At 27.6% G+C, this 23,034-nt stretch carries 26 protein-coding genes; 15 read left to right on the forward strand and 11 right to left on the reverse strand.

All coding sequences use genetic code 11. The annotated features are described in order from the left end of the window. Positions 1 to 16 precede the first annotated feature (16 nt). Positions 17 to 1,942, reverse strand: coding sequence for a DNA polymerase III subunit gamma/tau (locus tag AFAEC_RS09760; protein WP_026805116.1), 1,926 nt, complete (start codon positions 1,940 to 1,942; stop codon positions 17 to 19). Beyond that, positions 1,939 to 2,721 carry a glutamate racemase gene (murI, locus tag AFAEC_RS09765; RefSeq protein ID WP_026805115.1) on the reverse strand — a complete coding sequence of 261 codons (783 nt, stop codon included), beginning with the start codon at positions 2,719 to 2,721 and terminating at the stop codon, positions 1,939 to 1,941. Before murI ends, AFAEC_RS09760 begins: the two co-directional genes overlap by 4 nt. Positions 2,722 to 2,819: 98 nt before the next feature. Here murI and AFAEC_RS09770 point away from each other — a divergent pair, with 98 nt between their 5' ends. Next, the gene (locus tag AFAEC_RS09770; protein WP_026805114.1) at positions 2,820 to 3,497 is read left to right on the forward strand and encodes a uracil-DNA glycosylase family protein; all 678 of its coding nucleotides are present in this window, start codon (positions 2,820 to 2,822) and stop codon (positions 3,495 to 3,497) included. A 117-nt stretch (positions 3,498 to 3,614) separates the two neighbouring features. On the opposite strand, the gene gdhA is transcribed toward AFAEC_RS09770, so the two are convergent. The 3 genes from gdhA to AFAEC_RS09785 form a co-directional block, all read right to left on the reverse strand. Then, positions 3,615 to 4,967 (reverse strand): NADP-specific glutamate dehydrogenase, encoded by a 1,353-nt coding sequence (gene gdhA, locus AFAEC_RS09775; protein WP_026805113.1) that lies wholly within the window; start codon positions 4,965 to 4,967, stop codon positions 3,615 to 3,617. 137 nt (positions 4,968 to 5,104) lie between these two features. Further along, complete coding sequence (rho, locus tag AFAEC_RS09780) at positions 5,105 to 6,427, reverse strand: transcription termination factor Rho (RefSeq protein WP_026805112.1); 1,323 nt, start codon at positions 6,425 to 6,427, stop codon at positions 5,105 to 5,107. A 160-nt stretch (positions 6,428 to 6,587) separates the two neighbouring features. Further along, complete coding sequence (locus tag AFAEC_RS09785; RefSeq protein WP_026805111.1) at positions 6,588 to 7,184, reverse strand: peroxiredoxin; 597 nt, start codon at positions 7,182 to 7,184, stop codon at positions 6,588 to 6,590. Between the two features lie 174 nt (positions 7,185 to 7,358). Here AFAEC_RS09785 and AFAEC_RS09790 point away from each other — a divergent pair, with 174 nt between their 5' ends. The 6 genes from AFAEC_RS09790 (at position 7,359) to AFAEC_RS09815 (ending at position 10,727) form a co-directional block, all read left to right on the forward strand. Beyond that, on the forward strand, positions 7,359 to 7,631 hold the full coding sequence (locus tag AFAEC_RS09790) for a DUF362 domain-containing protein (protein WP_026805110.1): 273 nt from the start codon (positions 7,359 to 7,361) through the stop codon (positions 7,629 to 7,631). 107 nt (positions 7,632 to 7,738) lie between these two features. Further along, complete coding sequence (gene ndk / locus AFAEC_RS09795) at positions 7,739 to 8,152, forward strand: nucleoside-diphosphate kinase (protein ID WP_026805109.1); 414 nt, start codon at positions 7,739 to 7,741, stop codon at positions 8,150 to 8,152. Between the two features lie 6 nt (positions 8,153 to 8,158). Then, entirely contained in the window at positions 8,159 to 8,536 is a 378-nt protein-coding gene (locus tag AFAEC_RS09800; RefSeq protein ID WP_026805108.1) for a DUF177 domain-containing protein, read from the forward strand. Between the two features lie 13 nt (positions 8,537 to 8,549). Beyond that, on the forward strand, positions 8,550 to 8,702 hold the full coding sequence (rpmF, locus tag AFAEC_RS09805; RefSeq protein WP_024774619.1) for a 50S ribosomal protein L32: 153 nt from the start codon (positions 8,550 to 8,552) through the stop codon (positions 8,700 to 8,702). Then, a complete protein-coding gene (gene plsX, locus AFAEC_RS09810) occupies positions 8,702 to 9,709 on the forward strand; it encodes a phosphate acyltransferase PlsX (protein WP_026805107.1) in 1,008 nt (335 codons plus the stop codon). Before rpmF ends, plsX begins: the two co-directional genes overlap by 1 nt. Before the next feature lie 19 nt (positions 9,710 to 9,728). Continuing rightward, positions 9,729 to 10,727 carry a beta-ketoacyl-ACP synthase III gene (locus AFAEC_RS09815; protein ID WP_026805106.1) on the forward strand — a complete coding sequence of 333 codons (999 nt, stop codon included), beginning with the start codon at positions 9,729 to 9,731 and terminating at the stop codon, positions 10,725 to 10,727. 21 nt (positions 10,728 to 10,748) lie between these two features. Here AFAEC_RS09815 and AFAEC_RS09820 read toward each other — a convergent pair whose 3' ends face one another. Then, positions 10,749 to 11,189, reverse strand: a complete 441-nt coding sequence (locus AFAEC_RS09820; protein ID WP_026805105.1) for a hypothetical protein — start codon at positions 11,187 to 11,189, stop codon at positions 10,749 to 10,751. A gap of 38 nt (positions 11,190 to 11,227) precedes the next feature. On the opposite strand from AFAEC_RS09820, the gene AFAEC_RS09825 reads away from it, so the two are divergent. Beyond that, positions 11,228 to 11,869: a transglutaminase-like cysteine peptidase gene (locus AFAEC_RS09825; protein ID WP_026805104.1), complete on the forward strand. Its 642-nt coding sequence runs from the start codon at positions 11,228 to 11,230 to the stop codon at positions 11,867 to 11,869. Here AFAEC_RS09825 and AFAEC_RS09830 read toward each other — a convergent pair. The 3 genes from AFAEC_RS09830 to AFAEC_RS09840 are packed head-to-tail and all read right to left on the reverse strand — an operon-like array spanning position 11,851 to position 14,302. Next, the gene (locus AFAEC_RS09830) at positions 11,851 to 12,411 is read right to left on the reverse strand and encodes an aminotransferase class IV family protein (protein ID WP_034216045.1); all 561 of its coding nucleotides are present in this window, start codon (positions 12,409 to 12,411) and stop codon (positions 11,851 to 11,853) included. The two genes, AFAEC_RS09825 and AFAEC_RS09830, sit on opposite strands and share 19 nt — an antisense overlap. 9 nt (positions 12,412 to 12,420) lie before the next feature. Beyond that, complete coding sequence (locus AFAEC_RS09835) at positions 12,421 to 13,422, reverse strand: aminodeoxychorismate synthase component I (protein WP_371317633.1); 1,002 nt, start codon at positions 13,420 to 13,422, stop codon at positions 12,421 to 12,423. Position 13,423: 1 nt separating this feature from the next. After that, positions 13,424 to 14,302, reverse strand: coding sequence for an aspartate carbamoyltransferase catalytic subunit (locus AFAEC_RS09840; protein ID WP_026805101.1), 879 nt, complete (start codon positions 14,300 to 14,302; stop codon positions 13,424 to 13,426). 96 nt (positions 14,303 to 14,398) lie between these two features. Here AFAEC_RS09840 and AFAEC_RS09845 point away from each other — a divergent pair, with 96 nt between their 5' ends. The 4 genes from AFAEC_RS09845 (at position 14,399) to AFAEC_RS12460 (ending at position 18,761) form a co-directional block, all read left to right on the forward strand. Further along, positions 14,399 to 16,729: a fatty acid cis/trans isomerase gene (locus AFAEC_RS09845; protein ID WP_026805100.1), complete on the forward strand. Its 2,331-nt coding sequence runs from the start codon at positions 14,399 to 14,401 to the stop codon at positions 16,727 to 16,729. 220 nt (positions 16,730 to 16,949) lie between these two features. Continuing rightward, complete coding sequence (locus tag AFAEC_RS09850) at positions 16,950 to 18,170, forward strand: major outer membrane protein (protein ID WP_026805099.1); 1,221 nt, start codon at positions 16,950 to 16,952, stop codon at positions 18,168 to 18,170. A 154-nt stretch (positions 18,171 to 18,324) separates the two neighbouring features. Next, positions 18,325 to 18,525, forward strand: coding sequence for a hypothetical protein (locus AFAEC_RS09855; RefSeq protein ID WP_026805098.1), 201 nt, complete (start codon positions 18,325 to 18,327; stop codon positions 18,523 to 18,525). A gap of 95 nt (positions 18,526 to 18,620) precedes the next feature. Next, on the forward strand, positions 18,621 to 18,761 hold the full coding sequence (locus tag AFAEC_RS12460) for a PIN domain-containing protein (RefSeq protein ID WP_407649296.1): 141 nt from the start codon (positions 18,621 to 18,623) through the stop codon (positions 18,759 to 18,761). Positions 18,762 to 18,876: 115 nt separating this feature from the next. Here the strand turns inward: AFAEC_RS12460 and fliM are convergent, their stop codons facing one another. Continuing rightward, entirely contained in the window at positions 18,877 to 19,971 is a 1,095-nt protein-coding gene (gene fliM, locus AFAEC_RS09865) for a flagellar motor switch protein FliM (protein WP_026805097.1), read from the reverse strand. Position 19,972: 1 nt separating this feature from the next. Further along, positions 19,973 to 21,022, reverse strand: a complete 1,050-nt coding sequence (locus tag AFAEC_RS09870; protein ID WP_026805096.1) for a flagellar basal body P-ring protein FlgI — start codon at positions 21,020 to 21,022, stop codon at positions 19,973 to 19,975. A 64-nt stretch (positions 21,023 to 21,086) separates the two neighbouring features. On the opposite strand from AFAEC_RS09870, the gene AFAEC_RS09875 reads away from it, so the two are divergent. From AFAEC_RS09875 to AFAEC_RS09885, 3 genes are read left to right on the forward strand one after another with little or no spacing between them, the layout of a single operon-like run. Continuing rightward, on the forward strand, positions 21,087 to 22,364 hold the full coding sequence (locus AFAEC_RS09875; protein ID WP_026805095.1) for a hypothetical protein: 1,278 nt from the start codon (positions 21,087 to 21,089) through the stop codon (positions 22,362 to 22,364). 1 nt (position 22,365) lies between these two features. Continuing rightward, positions 22,366 to 22,626, forward strand: a complete 261-nt coding sequence (locus tag AFAEC_RS09880; RefSeq protein ID WP_026805094.1) for a flagellar biosynthetic protein FliQ — start codon at positions 22,366 to 22,368, stop codon at positions 22,624 to 22,626. 2 nt (positions 22,627 to 22,628) lie between these two features. After that, complete coding sequence (locus AFAEC_RS09885) at positions 22,629 to 23,033, forward strand: hypothetical protein (protein ID WP_026805093.1); 405 nt, start codon at positions 22,629 to 22,631, stop codon at positions 23,031 to 23,033. The last annotated feature ends 1 nt before the right edge of the window (position 23,034 follow it).

The following is a 23,034-nucleotide window of genomic DNA, read 5'->3' on the forward strand; positions in this document are numbered from 1 at the left end:
TAATAAAAAGTTAATTTTAACTTCGTGATTTTACTGTAATTTTTCTAATATCAAAAAGTTCTTTTACCTTATCCACCATTTTTGAATTTAGAATATCATTAATTTGTAACTCTCTTGATGATAAAGTCTCATTTGAACTTTTTGTCATATCAGCAACACATCCTGAACCAATTTCAATATCCTCTATCATAGAACCAATATCACTATCACTTAAAATATTTTCTTCAATCTGCTCTTTTTTTATAGAGTCATTTAATATGGTGGCATCTTCCTTTTTAAAATCTAGCTCAACATTAGAACCATAAACCTCTTGAGCAAAAGCTTTAATTATTGGAAAATGTTTATATAAAAGTTTTCGTTCTTCATCTTTTGCATAAGAGATAATTTGTAAAACATTGTTTGAAAAACCATTATAAATAAAGTTTTTTTCAAAACACTCTCCCAATTCAAAATCTCTATCATAAACTTTTTCAGTTAATTTTGTATACAAATCACTTGATTCATCACTTTCATCAACAAAAGGTATATACTCTATATCTTCAGTAGCAGAATAAGAAAACTCTTCAATCTCAACTTCTTTTTTATCCTCATTAACTATCTCTTTTTCAATAATCTCTTGTTGTATAATTTGTGAAATAGGAGCAACTTTTGGGAGTTCGTCAAAAGGTGTTTCAAATTCTAATTTAGGAATTGAATCAAGAATATCCAAAGAAGTTATATTTGTTGAAGTTTGATAAATCTCCTCTTTTTTCTCTTCATCTACTTTTTCTTCAACTTTTTCAACTATCTTCTCTTCTTTTATATCTTCAATATTTATTTCTTCCTTTAGTATTTCAACCACTTTTACAGGTTTTACAACTTCAACTTTTGCTTCAATTTTTTCAATTTGATTTATAATATCATCTATTGATTTTAGTTTTGTAGCTTCCATTAATTTCATAAAAGTTAAAATTAAAACAAAAGTTCCATCACTATTTATTGCTAATAAATGCTTTGCGTCACTTAAAATTCTAAAGAATCTATCAAAAACAACAATATCAAATCTTCTATCTTTTAAAATCATTTTATCTTTTAAATATAAAGTCATCTCATCTATTATTTGACTTGTTTCATAAATTTCCAACTCTTTTAGAATATCATTAATATCACCTTTATTTAAAATCATCATAAATATTGATTCCATTTTTTCAGGATTAATTAAACCTAACATCTCAACAACACTTTGAGCGAATACTTTATTTTTTGAAAAAATTATTGCTTGGTCAAGAAGAGTTAAAGTATCTCTTAAACTACCTTGCCCTCCTCTTGCTAATATATTTAAAGCCTCTTTGTCAAACTCTATTTTCTCTTCATGTAAAATATGGCTTAAATGGTGAACAACATCATTTTGAGAAATTTTATTAAATCTAAAATGTTGAGTTCTACTTAAAATTGTTGCAGGTAGTTTTAAAGCATCTGTTGTTGCAAGTATGAATTTTACAAATCCTGGAGGCTCTTCAAGAGTTTTTAGTAAAGCATTAAATGCTTGTGTTGTAAGCATATGAACTTCATCAATAATAAAAACCTTAAATCTAGCAAGACTTGGTTTATATTTTGTATGTTCAATTAACTCTTTTATATCATCAATTCCTCTATTACTAGCAGCATCCATCTCTATAATATCAAGATGTTTTCCACTATTTGCACTAAGGCAATTTTCACAAACTTCACAAGGTTTTGAAGTTGGTCCTTTTTCACATAAAAGAGCTTTTGCCATAATTCGGGCTGTTGAAGTTTTTCCACTTCCTCTAAGACCTGAGAATAAATAGGCATGAGATAATCTTGAACTATCAAGAGCAAGGCTTAAAGTTTGAGAGACTGTACTTTGTCCTATTAAATCCTCAAATCTTCTTGGTCTATACTTTAAAGCTAAAACTCTATCTTTTAAATTATTATCAATCATATTTCACACTTTCCTATCTCAAAATTTATATTCTTTAAAACCATATTTACCATATCTAAACTTATTTTACCAGTATATAAAATAGCAATTTTTTGATCTTTATTTATACTATTTTTATCTTTACCTAAATCTTGTAATCTTTTTGCAATAGCATTTGCAGAATCATATAAAACAACATCATTTGGGAAAAACTTTTTTATCTCATCTTTTATAATTGGATAGTGTGTACAACCTAAAACTACACTATCAATATTTTTATCTTTTAAATCTTTTAAGTATTTTGTTAAAAACTCATTTAAACTAATTGTTTCAATATCTGCTTCTTCTATTTTTTTTGCCAAGCCACTACAAGGGATATGATATAAATTTAACTCTTGATTATTTGATAAATTTTCTACAAGCTCTTTATATTTTTTTCCATTTATTGTTGTTGGAGTTGCCAAAATAGCTATATTTTTTGTTTTTGAAGATAAAATTGCAGGTTTTAAAGCTGGTTCTACTCCAATAATTGGTAAATCTTTATATTTTTCTCTTAAATATTTTATTGAAACAGAAGTTGCAGTATTACAAGCAACTACCAAAATATCAATATCATAATTTTGTATTAAATAGTTTGTAATATCATCACATCTTTTTAAAATCTCATTTGTATCTTTCTCACCATAAGGTGCAAATAGTGTATCAGCTATATATACATATTCTGTATTTTCTACAATTTTAGCAATAGCGCTTAATATAGTTAATCCACCTATTCCTGAATCAAAAACTCCTACTTTCAAATATATCCTTATTGAAATTTTGTGGGAATTATAACTAAAAAGATATAACTAAAATGTTAAAATAATATAAAAATTATATATCTAAATAAAGGATTTCTTTGTTTTTCCATTATCATCCATATAATCCTATTTTATATGAAAATACAAAATATTTAATAATTGGAACTTTACCACCTCCAAGATTTTGCTCAAAAGAGCTAAAACTTAAAGATGTAGATTTTTGTTATGGTTCAAAAGATAATCTACTTTGGCAAATTTTCAATCAAATATTTTCTCTAAATTTAGTTTTTGAAAACTCAACTAAAGCAATAGAGCAAAGATATGATTTCTTGAAAAATAAGAAAATTGGAATTTGTGATATTGTAGAGTCTTGTCATAGAGAAAAACTTGATGCAAGTGATAATGGAATGTTAAATATAAAATTAAGAGATCTATTAAAATATCTATCTACTTATAAAAATATAGATACAATATTTTTTACAGGAAAGAACTCTAAAAATTCTCCAGAATATTTTTTTAGACAAATTCTAAAAAAGGAAAAAATAAAATTTGAAAAAGTAGAAGATAAATTTTTAAGAGTTCATAAATTTATTTTTGAAAATAGAACTATTATTACAATCTCTTTAACATCTCCATCAAATGCAGCAAATAGATTTATAGGCTCAAATATTTTATACAAAGAAGAAAAAAAGAGAAATATTGATTTTACACATTTTGATTTTAGATTAAATGAGTATAAAAGAGCTTTATCATTTGAAAACTTAAAATTTAATTGAACTAAGGAAAAGGCAATTTAAGTTTTCAAAATGATTATTGTATATTTTGTGTAGTATTATATTTTTTAAGAGAGAATTTTTATAAACCTAAGGAAAATCCTTAAGTTTTATTTTTTATCAAACAATTCCTTGCTCAATCATAGCATCTGCTACTCTTCTAAATCCAGCAATATTTGCACCTAAAACAAAGTTTGTTGGCTCACCAAACTCTTCAGCTGTTTTGCTTACTGTTTGGAAAATTCCATACATAATTTGTTCTAATTTAGCATCAACTTCTTCAAAAGTCCAAGAAATCATAGCTGCATTTTGTGCCATCTCTAATTGACTTGTAGCAACCCCACCAGCATTAGCTGCTTTTCCAGGACCATAAGCAATTTTTTCTGCAACAAAATAATCAACGGCTTCATTAGTAGAAGGCATATTAGCTCCTTCACTTACACATTTACAACCATTTTTAATAAGCTCTTTAGCATCTTCTAAATTTAACTCATTTTGTGTTGCACTTGGGAAAGCTGCATAACAAGGAACAGACCAAACTGCATTTTTTCCTTTTGGATAATCTTCAACAGGAATATATTTTGCATTTTTTCTATATTTTACATACTCTGTAAGTCTTGCTCTTTGATTCTCTTTTAACTCTTTAAGTAAATCTAAATCGATTCCTTCTTCATCTAAAATCATACCTTTAGAATCACTACAAGTAATTGGTAATGCACCTAAGTGGTAAAGTTTTTCAATAGTATAAATAGCAACATTTCCAGAACCAGAAACTACACATCTTTTACCTTTTAAACTCTCTCCTCTAGCATCAAGCATATTTTTTGCAAAATACACACAACCATATCCTGTTGCTTCAGTTCTTACAAGAGAACCTCCCCATTTTAGAGATTTACCTGTTAAAGTTCCATCATATGTGTTTGCTAATTTTTTATACATACCAAACATATATCCGATTTCTCTTCCACCAACTCCAATATCTCCAGCAGGAACATCTGTTGTAGCACCAATATGTCTAAATAATTCAGTCATAAAAGCTTGACAAAATGCCATTATTTCATTGTCACTTTTTCCTTTTGGGTCAAAGTCACTTCCACCTTTTCCTCCACCAATTTGAAGACCTGTTAAAGCATTTTTAAAGATTTGTTCAAATCCTAAAAATTTAATAATTCCAGTATTTACAGTAGGGTGAAATCTTAATCCACCTTTGTATGGTCCTAAAGTTGAACTAAATTGGATTCTATACCCTTTATTGATTTGAATCTCACCTTTATCATCAACCCATGTAACTCTAAACATGATTTGTCTTTCAGGTTCAACTAATCTTTCTAAAACTTTATTATCTTTATATTTTGGATATTTTTCAAATAGAGGTTCTAGTGAGTGTAAAACTTCTTCAGCAGCTTGATGAAACTCATCTTGCCCAGGACTTGTTCTTTTTAGATAATCTAAAAGTTCGTTGATATTTGCCATTTTTCCTTCCTTTGTTCAAATTTCGGAGAAGGATTGTATCAGAGGTTTTATTTAATTTTGTTTAAATTACAAGTAAAATATCTACAAATTTGTAAATATTTTACTTTTTTAGGCATTTTTAAGCAAACATAAAGCTTTTATTCATTCATAGAAGCAAAAAATTCATCATTATTTTTTGTTTTTTGCATTTTTGAGTAGAGAAATTTAAGAGCTTCAACTTCATCCATTTGAGAAATTGCATTTCTTAAAATCCATGTTTTTTGTAAGATATCAGGAGATAAAAGAAGTTCTTCTTTTCGTGTACCTGATTTAATAATATCAAGAGCAGGATAAACTCTTTTATTTGCAGCATTTCTACTTAAAACTACTTCACTATTTCCTGTTCCTTTAAACTCTTCAAAAATAACTTCATCCATTTTTGAACCAGTTTCAATTAAAGCAGTTGATACAATAGTTAAACTTCCACCTTCTTCAATATTTCTAGCTGCTCCAAAAAATCTTTTTGGCTTATGAAGTGCATTTGCATCAACTCCACCTGAAAGAACTTTCCCTGAACTTGGAGTTACAGTATTATAAGCTCTTGCTAATCTTGTAATAGAATCTAGTAAAATTACGACATCCTTTTTCATCTCAACAAGTCTTTTTGCTTTTTCAATAACAATCTCAGCAACTCTTACATGATTTTGTGCAGGTAAATCAAAAGTAGAACTATAAACCTCTCCTTTTACACTTCTTTGCATATCTGTTACCTCTTCAGGTCTTTCATCAATTAATAGAACCATTAAAGTAACTTCTGGATGATTTTTACTTATTGCATGTGCCAACTCTTTTAGAAGTTCTGTTTTACCAGTTTTTGGTGGGGCAACAATTAATCCTCTTTGCCCTTTTCCCATTGGAGCAAACAAATCAAGCATTCTTCCTGTCATTTTGTGTGATTCATATTCAAAATTAAATTTCATAGTTGAATAAAGTGGAGTTAAGTTATCAAAAAGTGGTCTATTTTTTGAATCTTTTACAGGTAGATAGTTTATTGCTTCAATTTTAAGTAGAGCATTATACTTTTCACTATCTTTATTTGGAGGTCGTACTTGTCCTGTTACAATATCTCCAGTTCTTAATGCAAACTTTCTAATTTGAGTAGCACTTACATAAGAATCATTTGATGTATCAGAAAAGTTTCCATCTATTGCTCTTAAAAATCCAAATCCACCCTCTTTTATCTCTAAAATTCCAGTAAATAAAATAAATCCACCAGCATCTATTTGAGATGCAAGTATCATAAACATTAAATCTTGTCTTTTTAGCTCTTGAGGATTTTCAACATCCAAATCATTTGCAATATCTAAAAGAGTCTCTATAGGTAACTCTCTTAATTGCTCTATTTTATAACCATCAACAGGAATATGTGTTCTTGTCTTTTTTGTAGTTTTTGATTTTAGTTCTTCTTTAGACTCTTCCATGAGTGTATTTGCCTTTGATTTCACATAAAATTATGTAGTTTTGTAGTTTTTTGAGATTTTTTTATAAAGTAAAAGGACAATTCTAGTTAATATTTCTAAATTTGTCAAGAAAAATAAAAAAGGGCACTAAAAAATTAGTACCCTTTATGAAAAATTAATATTATAATTTTCCTTCATTTTTAGCTAAGTATTCAGCAACTCCAGCAGTATCTGCTTTCATTCCCTCATCACCTTTTTGCCAACCAGCTGGACAAACATCTCCATGCTCGTTTGTAAATAACATTGCATCTACCATTCTAATCATCTCATCAACATTTCTTCCTAATGGTAAATCATTAATAACAGCATGTCTTACTGTTCCATCAGCATCAATTAAGAAAGATCCTCTTAATGCAACTGAATCACCAAATAAAACATCATAATCTTTTGCAATTTGTTTGCTTAAATCTGCTACCATTGGAAATTTAACTCTTCCAATTCCACCATTTTCAACAGCAGTCTCTCTCCAAGCAAAGTGAGAGAACTGAGAATCAACTGAACAACCAATTACATTGATTCCTCTTGATTTAAACTCATCTGTTCTTTTTGAAAATGCAATAATTTCTGATGGACAAACAAATGTAAAATCTAAAGGCCAAAAGAATAAAATTGCACCTTTTTCACCAATATTTTTATATAAGTTAAAATCTTCAACTATTTGACCATCTGCTGTTACAGCTGTTGCTGTAAAATCTGGAGCTTTTTTTGTTACTAACATAATTAATCCTTCTAAATAAATTTTAATATCGAAATTGTATCAAATAAAATTTATAGTTAGCTTAAATTAAAAAATATTTTTCGACTAATAATTTTTTTCCTCTATAATATTAATTAAAGATAATTTTATAAACTCTTTGTTAAAGTTAGAAAAATTTATTTAGGAGAACTAAAAATGGCTGTTTTAATTACTGATATTTGTATTAGTTGTGATGCTTGTTTAGATGAGTGTCCAGTTGGTGCTATAGTTGATAATGATGATAATCCAACAGGTGAAGATATATATTATGTATATAAAGATAAATGTGTAGAATGTGTAGGACATAACGATGCCCCTGCATGTGCTGATGCCTGTCCAACTGAAGGTTGTATTGTATGGGATGAAGTTGGTTCAAGTAAAATCGAAAAAGATGATAGAGGGACTGTTGGAACTCCTGTAATTGAATAATTTCAAAATATTTTAATACATTATTATAAAGGCAAGTATTTTTTACTTGTCTTTTTTTATTTTTTTCGATATAATCCGCGACTTAAAAAATTAAAGAGGACAAATAGATGGAACAAACGTTATCAATCATCAAACCTGATGCTGTAGCAAAAAATGTAGTTGGAAAAATCTTAGATAGATTTGAATCAGCTGGATTAAGAGTAGCAGCTACAAAAAAATTACAACTTTCAAGAGCTGATGCAGAAGCATTTTATGCTGTTCATGCAAGCAGACCTTTTTTCAAAGATTTAGTTGAATTTATGATCTCTGGACCAGTTGTAGTTTCTGTTTTAGAAGGTGTTAATGCAATGGCAAAAAATAGAGAATTAATGGGTGCAACAAATCCAAAAGAAGCAGCTGCAGGAACAATCAGAGCAGATTTCGCTGATTCTATTGATGCAAATGCTGTTCATGGTTCAGATTCATTAGAAAATGCAGCAGTTGAAATTGCTTTCTTCTTTGCACAAAGAGAAATCTGTTAATAAACTATGAAAATAGAGTTTAAAAAAGTACCAACAACAAAAAAAGATTTAGAAACTTCTCTTAATTCAGTTAAAATTGAAGGTACTTTTTGTAGAATTTCATCATCTTTAGTAAAAATCGAAGCAATTTTAAAGGGCAATATTGATATTGATTGCTCAAGATGTGGAGCTTCTGAACCTTTTTCAATAGAAGAAGAGTTAAAACTTCTTTTAAGTGATGGTATATTTAAAGGTGATGAGGAAGAGTTTTTAGTAATAGAAATAGAAAATAGCTTGATAGACTTTGATGAGATTATTCAAAGTGAGCTAAATAGTATAAAAAGTGATTATCATATTTGCAAAAATTGTTTAAGTGATAACCAACTTTTCGAAAAAGAATTTTAAATAGGAGAATAATATGGCAGTACCAAAGAGAAGAGTGTCTCACTCAAGATCAGCAATGAGAAGAACTCATTACAAAATTACATTAAAAAAACCAGTAAAAGATAGTGATGGTTCTTGGAAAATGCCTCATATGGTTAATCCAAACACTGGTGAATATAAAAACTAATGTTAAAGATTGCAATTGATGCAATGGGAGGGGACTTCGGTCCTGAACCTATAATAGAAGGGCTTATTGAAGCACTTAGAAACAACATAAATTTTACAGCAATAGCTGTAGGAAATAAAGAAAAACTTTTAAAACTTATCCCCCCTACTTTTTTAAATAGAATACAAATACATGAGGCAAATGATGTAATATCAATGCATGATAGTGCAACAGATGCTCTAAAAAGAAAAGAATCAACAATTTATCAAGCAATAGAGTTAGTTCGTGAAGGGAAAGCAGATGCAGTAGTTTCAGCTGGACACTCTGGAGCTAGTATGTCTTTAGCAACTTTAAGAATCGGAAGAATAAAAGGTGTATCAAGACCTGCGATTGCAACACTTATGCCAACAAGTGAAAACCAAAATACTTTAGTTTTAGATGTTGGTGCAAATGTTGATAGTGATGCAAAAAATCTATTTGAATTTGCTATTATGGGGCAAGCATATGCTCAATCTGTATTAAGACTTGATGAACCAATTATTGGTCTTTTAAGTAATGGTGAAGAAGAAAGCAAGGGAAATGAAGTAACTAAAGAGGCATATAAGTTACTATCAAAAGTTCCTAATTTTGCAGGGAATGTAGAGGGTAGTGATATTTTTAAAGGTACTGTTGATGTTGTTGTTTGTGATGGTTTTGTAGGAAATATCCTACTTAAAACTGCTGAGGGTGTTGCAGATACTATTGGTAAAATTATTAAGAAGAATCTAAAAAGATCTCTTATTTCTATTACTGGTGCAGTATTAATGAGAAAGGTATTTAAAAACCTTAAAGTTAGAGTTGATTATGCAGAATATGGTGGAGCACCATTACTTGGTGTAAAAGCCCCTGTTATAATTTCTCATGGAAAATCAAACCCAAAAGCAATAAAAAATGCAATCTTTCAAGCAATAAATGCAGCTAGTTCAAACTTAGATAGTATTATTGAACAAAGATTAGTAAAATATAGTACTAAACAAGAAACTGTTTAGTACTCAAGGATAAAATGTAATGACTTATGCAGCTTTTAGATCAATTGGAGCTTATATTCCACCTAAAATTATGACAAATTCAGATTTTGAAAAAATCATTGATACAACAGATGAGTGGATTACAAAAAGAACTGGTATAAAAGAGAGAAGGCTTGCAGAAAGCAATGAAGCATCTTCGGATTTAGGTTCACGTGCTGCAGAAATTGCGATACAAAGGGCAGGAATAAATAAAGAAGATATAGATTTAATAATATGTGCAACAGTAACTCCAGATTTTCTATGTATGCCTTCAACTGCCTGTTTAATCGCTTCTAAAATTGGAATAAAAGATATTATGGCATTTGATGTAAGTGCTGCTTGTACTGGATTTGTTTATATTTTAAATATTGCAAAAGCTTTTATTGAATCTGGTTTAAAGAAAAATGTTCTAATTGTTGGCGCAGAAAAATATAGCTCTATTTTAAACTATGAAGATAGAACAACTTGTTTTATTTTTGGAGATGGGGCTGGAGCTGCAATTATTAGTGCTACAAATGATAAAAATGAAGCAATAATCGATGTAGAGTGTTCTAGTGATGGAACTTATGAAGATTTAATTAAAACTGCTGGTGGTGGAAGTAAGAATCCATGTTCTCAAGAGGTTTTAGATACAAAAATGGCATGTATTAGCATGAAAGGAAATGAGACTTTTAAACTAGCTGTTAAAACTCTCACTTCTGATGTTATAAAAATGTTAGAAAAACATAAACTTTCAAATAAAGATATTACTCATTTTATTCCTCATCAAGCAAATTATAGAATTATAAAAGCTGTGGGAGAAGCATTAAATCTGACTGAAGAACAAACTATTGTAACAGTTGATAAGTATGGAAATACTTCAGCAGCTTCAATTCCTATGGCAATGAACTATGCTTATGAGCAAGGAAAATTAAAAAAAGGTGATACAGTTTTATTTGATGCTTTTGGTGGTGGACTAACTTGGGGAAGTGCTTTATTTAAGTTCTCTCCAAAAAAATAAAAAAGTGGTTTTAGACCACTTTTAATTACTAAACTTACTATTTTTTGGATTGTTTTTAAAAACATCAACTGAACTTCTTTTTTGTTCTTCCATTTTAAATTTATCAACAGTTGCTGTATGATTTAGGAATATGATTTTTTCATCCACAACTATCTGTAAAATAGAATAAAAAGGTACAGATAAGATACTACCTATATTTTCTTCTCCAAAACCAGTTTCAAAAGTCATAAAATCATTAGTTAGTTCTATTGTAGTATAAGTATAGTTTGCCAAAGTAAATAAGGCATACTGATTAATTTTATCCATTAAATGTTTTGGTAATTTAGGATTAAAATCTATTTTCTCAACATTTAAAACTATTGAAAACTCTTGATTCTTTGATAATAAAAAAGATATTTGCTCTTTTACTTGCTTTTCAACTAGCTCTTTATATTCATAACTCTCTATAATATCATCTAGCAAAATTAGTTCCTTTTATAGATTTTTTGTTATTATATCTTATGAAACAGTTAATTATCCTTATTTTACTTATATCAAATAGCCTATTTGCATATGAATTTAAGCTAAATTCAAAAGATTATAAAACTATAAATAACTCACCAAAAAAATCATTTATAGAAAAAAGATTAGAAAAATATAATGAATTAAAAATAAAAGTTAAAGATTATGATTTAATACGAAAGTTATCTCACACAAATAGCTTTATAAATAAAATACTTCCACAATTTGATAATAAAAGCTCTGGAATAGATGACTATTGGGCAACTCCAAAAGAGTTCTTAATAAATGGACATGGAGATTGTGAAGATTATGCAATAGCAAAATACTTTACTCTTTTAGAGTTAGGAATTAAAAAAGAGAACCTATATTTTGCTGTTGTTGATATAAAAGCAAATAGAGGAAGCCATATGATTTTATTATACTCTGAAAACAAAAATGAATCTCCTTTAGTTATGGATAATCTAAGTTCTGTAGTAATTCCTTTTTCAAAAAGAGTCGATTTAACTCCAAGATTTGCTTTCAATGAAATAGACTCTTACTCTTTAACAAATGATAAATTCATAAAAAAAATCACTATAAATTGGGGAAAAGAGAACAAATGGGAGAAGCTTTTAAATAGAGTTTATACACTAAATGAATAATTATCTATTTGCATAAATCCTATCATGGCATTCATAAGTGCTATTTTCTCTGCACTTTTTAACATATTTAAAGTTATATCTTTTTCAATAATTTTCTTCTCTTCAATAAGTTTTGCTCTTGTAGTTCCTTCTAATAAACAGTTTTTAGAACTTATCCAAAGTCCATCTTTTAGTATGGCAATATTTGCAATAGTTGTATCAGTTATAATACCTTTTTTGACAATAATAATCTCATCATAACTATCTCTTTTTATAAATAACTCATCAAGTTTCTCTCTATTTAGATATTTCTTAGAGTAATTAATATTATCATCAAAAACTATTTTAAAACTTTTAATCTCTCTTTTTTTATAAGGAAAATAATCTACACTTAAAATCTCATTTTCATCATATATTAATTTACATCTTAAAAGCTCACCTGTAGGTGGATTTATATACTCTTGTAAATTTAAATTTTTTCCAATAGTTCTTATAACTCTTTTATTATGATAATCCAAATTAAAAACTTCAAAATCTTCACACTTTATTGTTTCAAAATACATAAAAATCCTTTAAAATGGAAAATAAACTTTATTTATAAGCTCTTCATATTCAAGTTTTACATCACTATCAATAGTAATTCCACCACCACTTTTATAAAAAAGCTCATCTTCTATTTTTTCAATAAATCTTATTAGTACAAAACTTTGGAGATTTTTCCCATCAAAAATTCCAAAAACTCCTGTATAAAATCCTCTATCATAATTTTCAATATCTTTTAAAATATCTATTGTTGATTTTTTAGGTGTTCCAGTAATTGATCCCGCAGGAAGAAGGTTTAACATAATATCTCCTAAATTATCTCGCCAATCTTTATTTAGTAAATTGTGAGTTAAGCCTATTTTATTAAAAAATTCTACATCTTTTAACTCTCCACTAATTTTTGAACTAGTTTGTAAAAGATTTTTATCTTTTGTAACTATTTTACTAAAAGTTCTAAACTCTTCTACTTTTATATTTTTTGATACTCTTCCTAAATCATTTCTTAGTAAATCCACAATCATAGTATGTTCAGCTTTCTCTTTTGGACAATTTAGTAAAACCTCTTTTGCATTTTCTATATTTGAATCAATAGTTCCTTTCATAGGATAAGTATAGATTTTATTATCTATAATCTCTACAAATTTTTCAGGACTAAAACATACAAAATCTAAATCATCAATCTTAACTCTTAACTTTAATAGACTATTTGAAGCTATATATATATCATCTAAACTAAGATTTGTCTCTATTCTTGTTTGTGATGTAAGGTTAAGCAAATAACTATTTCCAGCTCTTATTTGCTCTTTTACCTTTTCAAATTTTTCTTTATACTCCAAAAAAGATAGTGGAAATTTTTTAAAAAAATACTCTTTAAGTAAACTATTTCCAAAGCTATTTAACTCATATTTTATATTTTTTGTAAGATTTCTTGATTTCTCTATATAAATTTTTTGTAGGTCATAAGATAGCAGAAATAAAAAAGGCTCTTTTGAAGAGCCATATTTATTTAATAAGTTTTTTATATTGTCCAATTTATCCAAGTATCAACTTCTTTAAAATAGCAGCTCTAATAGCAACACCATTTGTAACTTGTTCAAGCACTTTGCATCTAGGATGTTTTAAAACATCATCACTTATATCAATATTTCTATTTACTGGACCTGGATGAAGAAGTAAGAAATCTCTACCTTCCATTAATTCAGAAGTTATACAAAAATCTCTAGCATACTCTTGTAGTGATTCAAAATATGTAATATTATGTCTTTCTAACTGACTTCTTAAACTCATAACTATATCCATATCATCAATAACTTCAGCAATTGTACTAAACTGTTTAAATTCATCTCCTTCATATTTAAAACAGTCTGGTGCTACAAGATTTACATCAATTCCAAATCTTGGAAGTAATCTTCTATTACTTCCTGCTACTCTTGAATTTTTAACATCTCCAACAATAGCTATTTTTTTACCTTCTGTTTTTCCACCAAAATATTCATAAATTGTAAATAGGTCTAAAAAAGCTTGTGTAGGATGAGAGTGTCTTCCATCTCCTGCATTTATAATAGGGCAATCAACATATCCTATTAAACTCTCAGGTAATCCACACTCACTATGTCTTATAATAATAGCATCTGGTTTCATAGCATTTATATTTGCAACTGTATCATACATTGTCTCACCTTTTTTTGTAGAAGATGTTCCAACATCAAGATTTACAACCTCAGCTCCTAGCCTTTTTGCAGCAATTTCAAATGAGCTTCTAGTTCTTGTAGAGTTTTCAAAAAATAAAGTTACAATAATTTTACCTTTTAAAATATCACAAGGTTTAAAATCCAAAAAACCTCTAGCATCATTAAAAATATCTAAAATTTCCTCTTTTGTAAAATCAGAAGTTCGTATTAAATGTTGCATTTTTTTCCTTTTATTTTAGTTTTGGATTTTAGCAAAAAGCACTTTAAAAATAAAGTTTTTATATAATCTGTACAAAATTTTTATTTAGGGGATTTTATGAAGCTACAAATTTTAATAATTTTACTATTCACTCTTTTATTTACAGCTTGTTCAAACAAAGAATTAGATGAAGTAGAGTTTGAAAAAGTACAAAAAAATATCTCATATGAAAAAGATATAAAACCAATTCTTGATAATCGTTGTGTCTCTTGTCACTCTTGCTATAACTCACCTTGTCAATTAAAATTAGACTCTTATGAAGGATTGGAACGTGGTAGTTCAAAGGATGAAGTTTATGCAACAAGACTAAATGCAGCGCAACCAACAAGACTTTTTATAGATGCTTTATCTACAAATGATTGGAGAGCAAAAAACTTCTCTTCTGTTTTAGATAAAGATTTAGACTCAAATGAATCAATAATGATGCAATTTTTATTTCAAAAAGAGTTAAATCCACAATTAAAAGGAAACTACTCTCCTGAAACTGATAAATTAACTTGTGTAAAAAATAGAGATGAGCTTGAAAATTATCTAAATGAAAATCCACACAAAGCAATGCCATATGGTTTTCCAGGACTTACTAAAGAAGAATATAACACTATTATGACTTGGTTAGATAATGGCTCTTTAAATGATACAAAAGAGTCAAAAATCCCAAATTTTGAAGAAAAAGAGATAAAAAAGTTTGAAGATTTTTTAAATAATCCAGATATAAAACATAAAGTAACAGCAAGATATATTTACGAGCACCTATTTTTAGCTCATATATATTTTTTTGAAACAAGTGGTAATTTTTATGAACTAATTCGTTCAACTACTCCAAGTGGAGAAAAACCACAAATAATAGCAACAAGATTTCCTTATGATGAAGTAAAAGAACCTTTTTATTATAGACTACAAAAAGTAAACTCTACAATAGTTCATAAAACTCATATGGTTTATAAAATAGATGATGAAAAACTAAAATTTTATAATGATATATTTATAAAACCCGAATGGGAAGAAGAACCTTATCTTCCTAGCTATAATGAACAAGAAAGCCCAAATGCACTCGAAGTTTTTAAACAAATTCCAGCACTTAGTCGTTATGAATTTATGTTAAAAGATATCTATTTTATAATAAATACTTTTATAAAAGGTCCTGTTTGCAAAGGTCAAATTGCATTGAATGTAATCCAAGACCACTTTTGGGTAGCATTTATGGATCCAAAATATGATTTAAGTGTAATTGATAAAAACTTTTTAAAAAACAACTTTGAAAACTTAAAAATTCCAAATCAACTAGGTGAAGACCCTAGCCTTTTTCAAACATTTAAAAATTTAGGAAAAGAGAAAGAGACAAAAGATTATCAAACAAATAGAGCAGCCCTATATAAAAAGCATTATAAAGATGGTCTAAAACTAAACTATTTACGAAATAGCCCAAACAATGACTCTATTCTTACAGTTTATAGACATTTTGATTCTGCATCACTTCATAAAGGAGCTTTAGGAAATATTCCAAAAACTCTTTGGGTTATAGATTTTCCTCTTTTAGAGAGAATTTACTACTCACTTGTTGCTGGATTTGATGTATTTGGAAATACAGCTCATCAACTATTAGTACGAACTCATATGGATAGATTAAGAGTAGAAGGAGAAAGTAATTTTTTAGAGTTTCTTCCTCAAAAAAGTAGAATTGACTACTTTAATTCATGGTATATTGGTTGGTTAGCAAAATATTTAACAGTTTACACGCCAAGCGAAAATGAAACAGGTATTAAATTTGAAACAAAAGATTATAAATTTGAATTTGTAAAAAATCTTTTAGCCTATACAAATACAAAAAAAGATGAAATAAACTTTGTAGAAAAAGATTATGAACCAATTCCTCTAAAACCTTATTATAATACAAAAGAAGAGATTCAAGAAGCTTTGAAATCTCTCTCAACTCCAAATGTCTCAAAAGTAATACAACATTTTATAGGAGCTGGAGCAAATACTGCAAATATTAGAATTCTTTTAAATAATAAAGAGAATCTAAACTATACACTTGTGGTAAATAGATGGCATAAAAATATAGCTTTGATGTTTGATGAAAAATCAAGACTTGACCCAACAAAAGATGATATAGATTTTATAGAAGGGTTTATTGGCTCATATCCAAATATCTTTGTATATGTAAATCAAGATGATTTAAATGACTTTTTTGATTTGATACAAAACTATGAAAATACACCAATATATAATAAAAAATTTTTAAAATATACTATAAATCGTGCAAATCCAAACTTTTGGCAAGCCTTTGACTACTTTAATAAAGAGTTTCAAGAATCAAATCCTCTAGAATATGGTATTTTAGATTTAAATAAATACTATGAAAAAGTTATTTTAGAAACTGGGTTTTAACCCAGTTTTAACTACTAATCTTTCATCTTCATAATATTAATAAAAAAACTTTCTTGAGCTAATATTTGAAAGTAGGCTTAAATTAACCGAAAATTAACCGAAAATAATTGATTTTAAGAAAACTTTAATTTCTTCTCATATAAAATGCCTGCAACGGTGGACCAAATAATTATACATTTTGGTTAATCGATTAAAATTTCGAAATTTTAGGAGAAAACCCATGAGAAAAATCTCAAAACTTAGTTTAGTAGCAGCTGTTGCAGTTGCTGGATTTAGTACAGCTAATGCTCAACCATTAGAAGAAGCAATCAAAAACGTAGAAGTATCTGGATCAGTAGTTTACAGATATGACAATTTCCACAATGATAACAAATATAGTCAAACTGGAAATACAGATTCTGGGAAAAATAACTATAAAGTTGGATTAAACCTATCTTCAAAAGTAAATGATTATGTTAAATTTAACTCAAGATTTTTAGTAGCGGGAGCTGATTCAGGTTTTGCTGGATTAGATGCTAAAACTGATTCAGATTCAAATGTTGAAACTACATTATCAAACGCATACTTTGGTTTAACAGCTATTCCAAATACTGTTGTAAATGTTGGTAAACAAGGTTTAGCTACTCCATATACAGTTGCAGTTGATATCAATGGAAATGAACAAAATGGTACTGGGGTTTTAGCTCTTACAACTGTTGATGTAGTAACTTTAGGTGCTGGGGCATTTAACCAAACTAATTTAGATAAAACTAATGATATAAATGCTTTTAATGGAGATAAGGGTTCTACTTTAGGATTAACTGGAAATGAAAATCTTTATGTGGCTACTGTTCAAGGTAATTTAGATTTCGTTAAATTAGAAGCTTGGTACTTAGGTTTAGAAGATACATTTAACTCTTACACTTTAGCAGCTACTGGAAATATTGATTTAGCACAAGATGCAAAAATCGGTTTAGAAGCTAGATATGTAAATTTAAAATTAGATAGCAAATTTGTTCCTGGAGCAAGTTCTGATGATAGAAAAAATGATATGTTTAGACTTGCGGCAGATGGTAAATTCTCTATCGTTAATGCTAGACTTGCATATACTCAAACAGGAAAACATGGTGGTTTAACTGCAGTTGATCAAGATGCGAAAAATACATCTTTAGGATGGGCATTATCTTCTAATAATGTTGATAAAGCTAAATATTGGCAAGCAGCTTTAGGTGCAGATATTTTAGATAACTTAAACTTTACAGTTAACTATGGTAATTTAAAATCTAAAGAAAACTATGATAATATAAAACAACAAGAAGTTTATGGACAATTAACATATAAAATGTCTAAAAACTTCACTACATATTTAAGATATGGTAATGTTGAAGAAAAAGAATATTCAACTGGTGATAAAACTATTAGCCAAGATAGAGGAAGAGTTCAAGTTGCTTATACATTCTAATTTTTTTAGAATATAAAAACTTTCTTTCAAAAGGTTGGGCTTTCGCTCAACCTTTTTTTTTACTATTATTTAAGCAAAGTATTCAGTTTTTGATATCCCCTTTTTTTCCATAATTTATGTTATAATCAAAAAATAAACTTTATAAAGGATAATTATGCATACAATTAAGCTAAAAGTTCATGATGATATTTATAACCATATAATATTTTTATTAAAAAGTTTAGATAAGAAAAAAATTGAAATTATAGAAGATAAGACTAAACATAATATAAATGATAATTTTAATTTTTCAGAATTTGATATAAACTCTTTTAAAGAGATAAAAAATCCTTTAGAATGGCAACAAGATATTTAATATCTATTATCACAGAAATAGAGTTATTATCATATAGTAAATTACTAAAAAATGATGAACAAAATTTAAAAAAGCTATTTTAAAAATTTGAAATAATAAATATCTCACAAAATATAAAAGAAAAAACTATAAATATTAGAAAAGAGTTCAACTTTAAACTACCTGATAGCTTAATAATTGCTAGTGCTTTAGAGAATAATACAATTTTAGTAACATCAGATAAACAGCTTCTATAATCAAATATTACAAATATTATTGATTATAAAGATTTATAATTTATTTTCTGAACAAGGACTTTAGCCTTTACTTTCTTTTTATTGATGGGACTAAAGTCCACTTCCAGAGATTTAATTAAACTTTTTTAGCTAAAAGTCTTCTAATATTTTCAGCTTGTTCTTTTGCTTTTGCTTCTCTTTCTTCTCTCATAGCTCGTAAATTATCAAGAGTTTCTTGTTTCTCTTTATCTAAATTCGCTCTTATTTGAATAGCTTTTCTATTATTCGAAAGTCCACAAATAGCAGAAAATTTCTCTTTCTTATTTATATATATTGTAGATGATGATGATGTTGCATTTTTTGAAAAAACTATTACATCATTCTCTTTTAGATTTAAAATCTCTCTTGCGCTAAGCTCTGTTTCAGCCATAATAGCTTCAACTTCCATTTTTGCTCCAGCAATTAAAGTTTTTATATCTCTTTTTCTACTAGATTTCCTACTACTATTCTCTGTAAATACTTTTTCAACAACTTTATCTAGCAAAGATTCAAAATATGAAACAGGATAACAAATAGAAAAAAATCCAGAATCTTCATCTATAGTTATCTCCAAAACTACAAGTAAAACAACTTCATGATCTGAAACTATTTGAATAGCATTTGCATTTGTATCTTTCGACTCAATTTTAAAATTTAAACTTGTAACTTCTCCCCATGTTTTATGCATAATCCTAATAAACATTTTATAAAAATGCTCTAAAATCTCAACTTCTATCTCTGTTAATTCCCTATCTATATTATCAGAAGTATTTACAGCTCCACTTCCAAGTAAATCAGCAATTATTTTATGTGAAATTCCTGGATTACACTCTACAACCAATCTTCCATCAAGTGGTTTAAATGATAATGTATTTAGTGATGTAACTTGTGGAATAGATAATAAAAACTCTCCATAAGTCATCTGCTCTATTGAAGTAAGCTTTACATCAACAAGTTTTCTAAGCATAGAAGATAGCTCATTTATAAAATCTCTTAGCATTTTATCATGCATAGTAGAAAATGCTTTTAATTGTTCAGGAGTAATTCTATTTGGTTTTTTAAAATCATAAATAGAGTAATTTTTCTCTTTTGATACAACCTTATCTAAAGGGCTTGAGCCATCAAAATCTTCACCCTGCTCTGCTATATCTAAAAGAGCATCTATCTCATCTTGACTTAAGAATTCAGCCATTTTACCCTCTTACTTCTATTTCAACATCAATTGCACCCATCTCTTTTAAAAGCTTCAAAGTATCAATAATCTCACTCATTGGAAGTTTCATAACCTTCATAGATCGTACTAAATCAGAGACCGTAGGATTGCTTTTTGTATTTATCATCGCATTATCAATATTTACAATTGCCTTATCAGCTATTTTAACATCGTCTCCTATATTCATTCCAGGATTTTTTCTCATATCATCCCACTCTTCAGGTTTAAGAGGAGTTTTACTAATTCTTATTGTAAAACTTCCTCTTGCTATTGTAACTGGATCTATTACAACATCTCCACCTGTAATAACTGATTCTCTATTTATATCAATAATAAGTTTTTTCTTAAATGTTGAATCAAGTTCAATATTTTGAACCATTGCAATAAATTTTACAATATTTATATTTGCTGGTTTTTCAACTTCAATGGTTCTTGTATCTACAGCAGTTGCAAGTTTTTTTCCAAATTTTTCATTTATTTTTGTCTCTATTAAATCCGCATTTGTAGCAGAACTTTTTAACAAACTTAATTGAATCGATTTTTCGTTTTGGAAATCATACTCTATCTCATTTTCAACAGTTGCTCCATCATAAATAAAACCTGTTGTTTTATTTGCTTCATTTGCTACTATTGTTCCTTGTGCAAGAGCATATACATTTCCATCTACACCTTTTAATTGAGTTATTAAAAGTTCTCCATTATCAATAGATTTTGCATCTCCAATAGTTGAAACTTTTACTTTTATCTTATCACCTTGTCTTGAAAAGGCTGGTAAATCAGCAGTTACCATTACAGCTGCAATATTTTTTGAATTTATTGAACCTGCTGGAATTTTTATATATGAGTTTCTTAAAAGATTTTGTAAACTTTGCATTGTAAACTTAGATTTATCACCTGTTCCTGCAAGACCAACTATAAGTCCATAACCTATTAGCTGATTATCTCGTATCCCTATAACATTTGAAATATCTTTGATAGTTTGAGAAAAAAGGCTTGAAATAAAAAATATAACTATAAAAAAATATCTCAATATTTATCTCCAAAATAGAATAATTTTCATTTTATCAAAAATTTAATAAAAAAAGGTATAATCTATGCTATTAAACTATATTTGTAGGGCAAGAATATTGAATATTTATATATATGGAACACCTAGTTTTAAGAAAGAGATTCATAAAACCTTAATAGATTCAAATATTAAACTCAAATTAGGTGTAAATAACCTAATAAAAGAGGTTGAAAGCCTTAGTGCATTAAAAGAGATAATAGCTCAAAATCCAAAAGAGATTTTCTTAATAGATGATTCAAAAATAATCAAAAAAAATTCATTTGCAAAAAAAGTTAAATTTCTCACTCCAAAAGATGCAATAGAAGAGGAGTTTTTATTAAATAGTGGAATTGCTGATTTATCTGTTGATTCTCTGGAAGAAATTCCTAAATATATCTTAAAAAAATATGAGCAAGAAAAAGCAATAAATGAGATACAAGAAAAAGAAGCTCAAGAGTTTGAAACTCCTATAATAAAACAAGAAATAATCTTAGATGATGATAACTTTTTTCTAAATACAGTTGAAGAGATAAGTCAAAAAGAAGAGGAACCTCTTGATGATGAACTATCAGAACTTCTAATAAAGAATTCAGAAGATACTTTAAATGAAGATTTAGATAGTAGTATTGCTGAACTTGAAAATCTCTTTGTTGATGATGATAAAATAGGTAGTGTTTATGATACAAATGTTGTTGATTTTAATGACAATTTTGGATTAAATAATATATCATTTGATTATGATGATAGCACTATTATAAATGATTCAAATATCTCATTAGATGATGAAGAACTTCTCAAAAGTTTAATGAGTGGTCCTAATGAAGATTTAGAAGATAGTTTTGAAAATGATATAGAAAAATCTTCTGAAAATCTAGATTTTATAGATACTCTTTTAAAAACAGAGGAAGAAGAATCATTAAAAAAAGAGAATAATAATGAAAAAGTTGATATAGAAAAAGAGCTAGAATTAAATCTTCTTTTAAGTAAGATTGAAGAGACAAAACAGCTAGAAACTAAGCCTATAAAAGAAGATAAAATAATAATTAAAGAAGAACCTATAAAAGGAGTACAAATGGCAAATAATGATTTTTCTGAACTTGATTTAATAGATGAAAAAGACTTGTTAGAAGCCTTAAATTTAGAACAAACAAAAGAACAAAACTCTTTTACTAATCAAACTAAAAGTAGTGTTGAAGTTATAAATAACACAAATAGTAATGAGATTATAAATATTAATAGTTCAAATATTGATGATTTAGCAAAACTTTTCTCTAAAATTCTGAATAATAAAACTTTAGAAATTACAATAAAAATAAAAGATTAATATGGATTTAATAGGAATTGCACAAAGTACTGTAAAACTAATTTTAATTTTAGGTTTACCTTCTCTTATTGTAAGTATGATTATAGGACTTGTAATATCTATATTTTCAGCAGTAACTCAAGTAAATGATGCCTCTTTAAGTTTCGTTCCAAAAATGATATTTGTATCTATCTTTATTTTAATTACTCTTCCTTGGGTAGGTGAACATATAGGTACTTACACAACAGAATTATGGAATAATATTTTAACTTTTGGTGAATAATTTTGATAAATAAATTATATAATCTTAAAAAAAATCAAACAGATCAGATGTTAATTTTAAAATCACAAATCGATTCAAAAATAGATCAAATTAATACAGAAATTTTACTTACAAAAAATAGTATTACAAGTGCAACTGTTCAAAAAAATGGAGCAATTGCAGATTTTGTAATATTAACTATGCATAAAGATACAATGAAATTGCATATAAAAAAGTTAGAAAAAGAGAAAATAAAATTAGAAGAAGAGCTTAAAAAGATAGTAGAAGAGATAATTCAGCTTCAAAAACAAGCCGAACAATTTAAATATATACTTGAAGAGCAAAAAATTGAGGCAAGAGCTTTAGCTTTAAAAATAGAACAAGAGACAACTGAAGAGTTTATTCAAAGTAAATATATAAGAAGATAAG

Source organism: Aliarcobacter faecis (assembly GCF_013201705.1).
In the GTDB taxonomy this organism is placed as follows: Bacteria; Campylobacterota; Campylobacteria; order Campylobacterales; family Arcobacteraceae; genus Aliarcobacter; species Aliarcobacter faecis.

Coding starts and splice junctions, on each gene's coding strand:
- AFAEC_RS09760 (WP_026805116.1), bottom strand. CDS start 1,942: ATGATTGATAATAATTTAAAAGATAGAGTTTTAGCTTTAAAGTATAGA.
- gdhA (WP_026805113.1), bottom strand. CDS start 4,967: ATGGCAAATATCAACGAACTTTTAGATTATCTAAAAAGAACAAGTCCT.
- rho (WP_026805112.1), bottom strand. CDS start 6,427: ATGGAAGAGTCTAAAGAAGAACTAAAATCAAAAACTACAAAAAAGACA.
- AFAEC_RS09785 (WP_026805111.1), bottom strand. CDS start 7,184: ATGTTAGTAACAAAAAAAGCTCCAGATTTTACAGCAACAGCTGTAACA.
- AFAEC_RS09790 (WP_026805110.1), top strand. CDS start 7,359: ATGGCTGTTTTAATTACTGATATTTGTATTAGTTGTGATGCTTGTTTA.
- ndk (WP_026805109.1), top strand. CDS start 7,739: ATGGAACAAACGTTATCAATCATCAAACCTGATGCTGTAGCAAAAAAT.
- AFAEC_RS09800 (WP_026805108.1), top strand. CDS start 8,159: ATGAAAATAGAGTTTAAAAAAGTACCAACAACAAAAAAAGATTTAGAA.
- rpmF (WP_024774619.1), top strand. CDS start 8,550: ATGGCAGTACCAAAGAGAAGAGTGTCTCACTCAAGATCAGCAATGAGA.
- plsX (WP_026805107.1), top strand. CDS start 8,702: ATGTTAAAGATTGCAATTGATGCAATGGGAGGGGACTTCGGTCCTGAA.
- AFAEC_RS09815 (WP_026805106.1), top strand. CDS start 9,729: ATGACTTATGCAGCTTTTAGATCAATTGGAGCTTATATTCCACCTAAA.
- AFAEC_RS09825 (WP_026805104.1), top strand. CDS start 11,228: ATGAAACAGTTAATTATCCTTATTTTACTTATATCAAATAGCCTATTT.
- AFAEC_RS09830 (WP_034216045.1), bottom strand. CDS start 12,411: ATGTATTTTGAAACAATAAAGTGTGAAGATTTTGAAGTTTTTAATTTG.
- AFAEC_RS09840 (WP_026805101.1), bottom strand. CDS start 14,302: ATGCAACATTTAATACGAACTTCTGATTTTACAAAAGAGGAAATTTTA.
- AFAEC_RS09845 (WP_026805100.1), top strand. CDS start 14,399: ATGAAGCTACAAATTTTAATAATTTTACTATTCACTCTTTTATTTACA.
- AFAEC_RS09850 (WP_026805099.1), top strand. CDS start 16,950: ATGAGAAAAATCTCAAAACTTAGTTTAGTAGCAGCTGTTGCAGTTGCT.
- AFAEC_RS09855 (WP_026805098.1), top strand. CDS start 18,325: ATGCATACAATTAAGCTAAAAGTTCATGATGATATTTATAACCATATA.
- fliM (WP_026805097.1), bottom strand. CDS start 19,971: ATGGCTGAATTCTTAAGTCAAGATGAGATAGATGCTCTTTTAGATATA.
- AFAEC_RS09875 (WP_026805095.1), top strand. CDS start 21,087: ATGCTATTAAACTATATTTGTAGGGCAAGAATATTGAATATTTATATA.
- AFAEC_RS09880 (WP_026805094.1), top strand. CDS start 22,366: ATGGATTTAATAGGAATTGCACAAAGTACTGTAAAACTAATTTTAATT.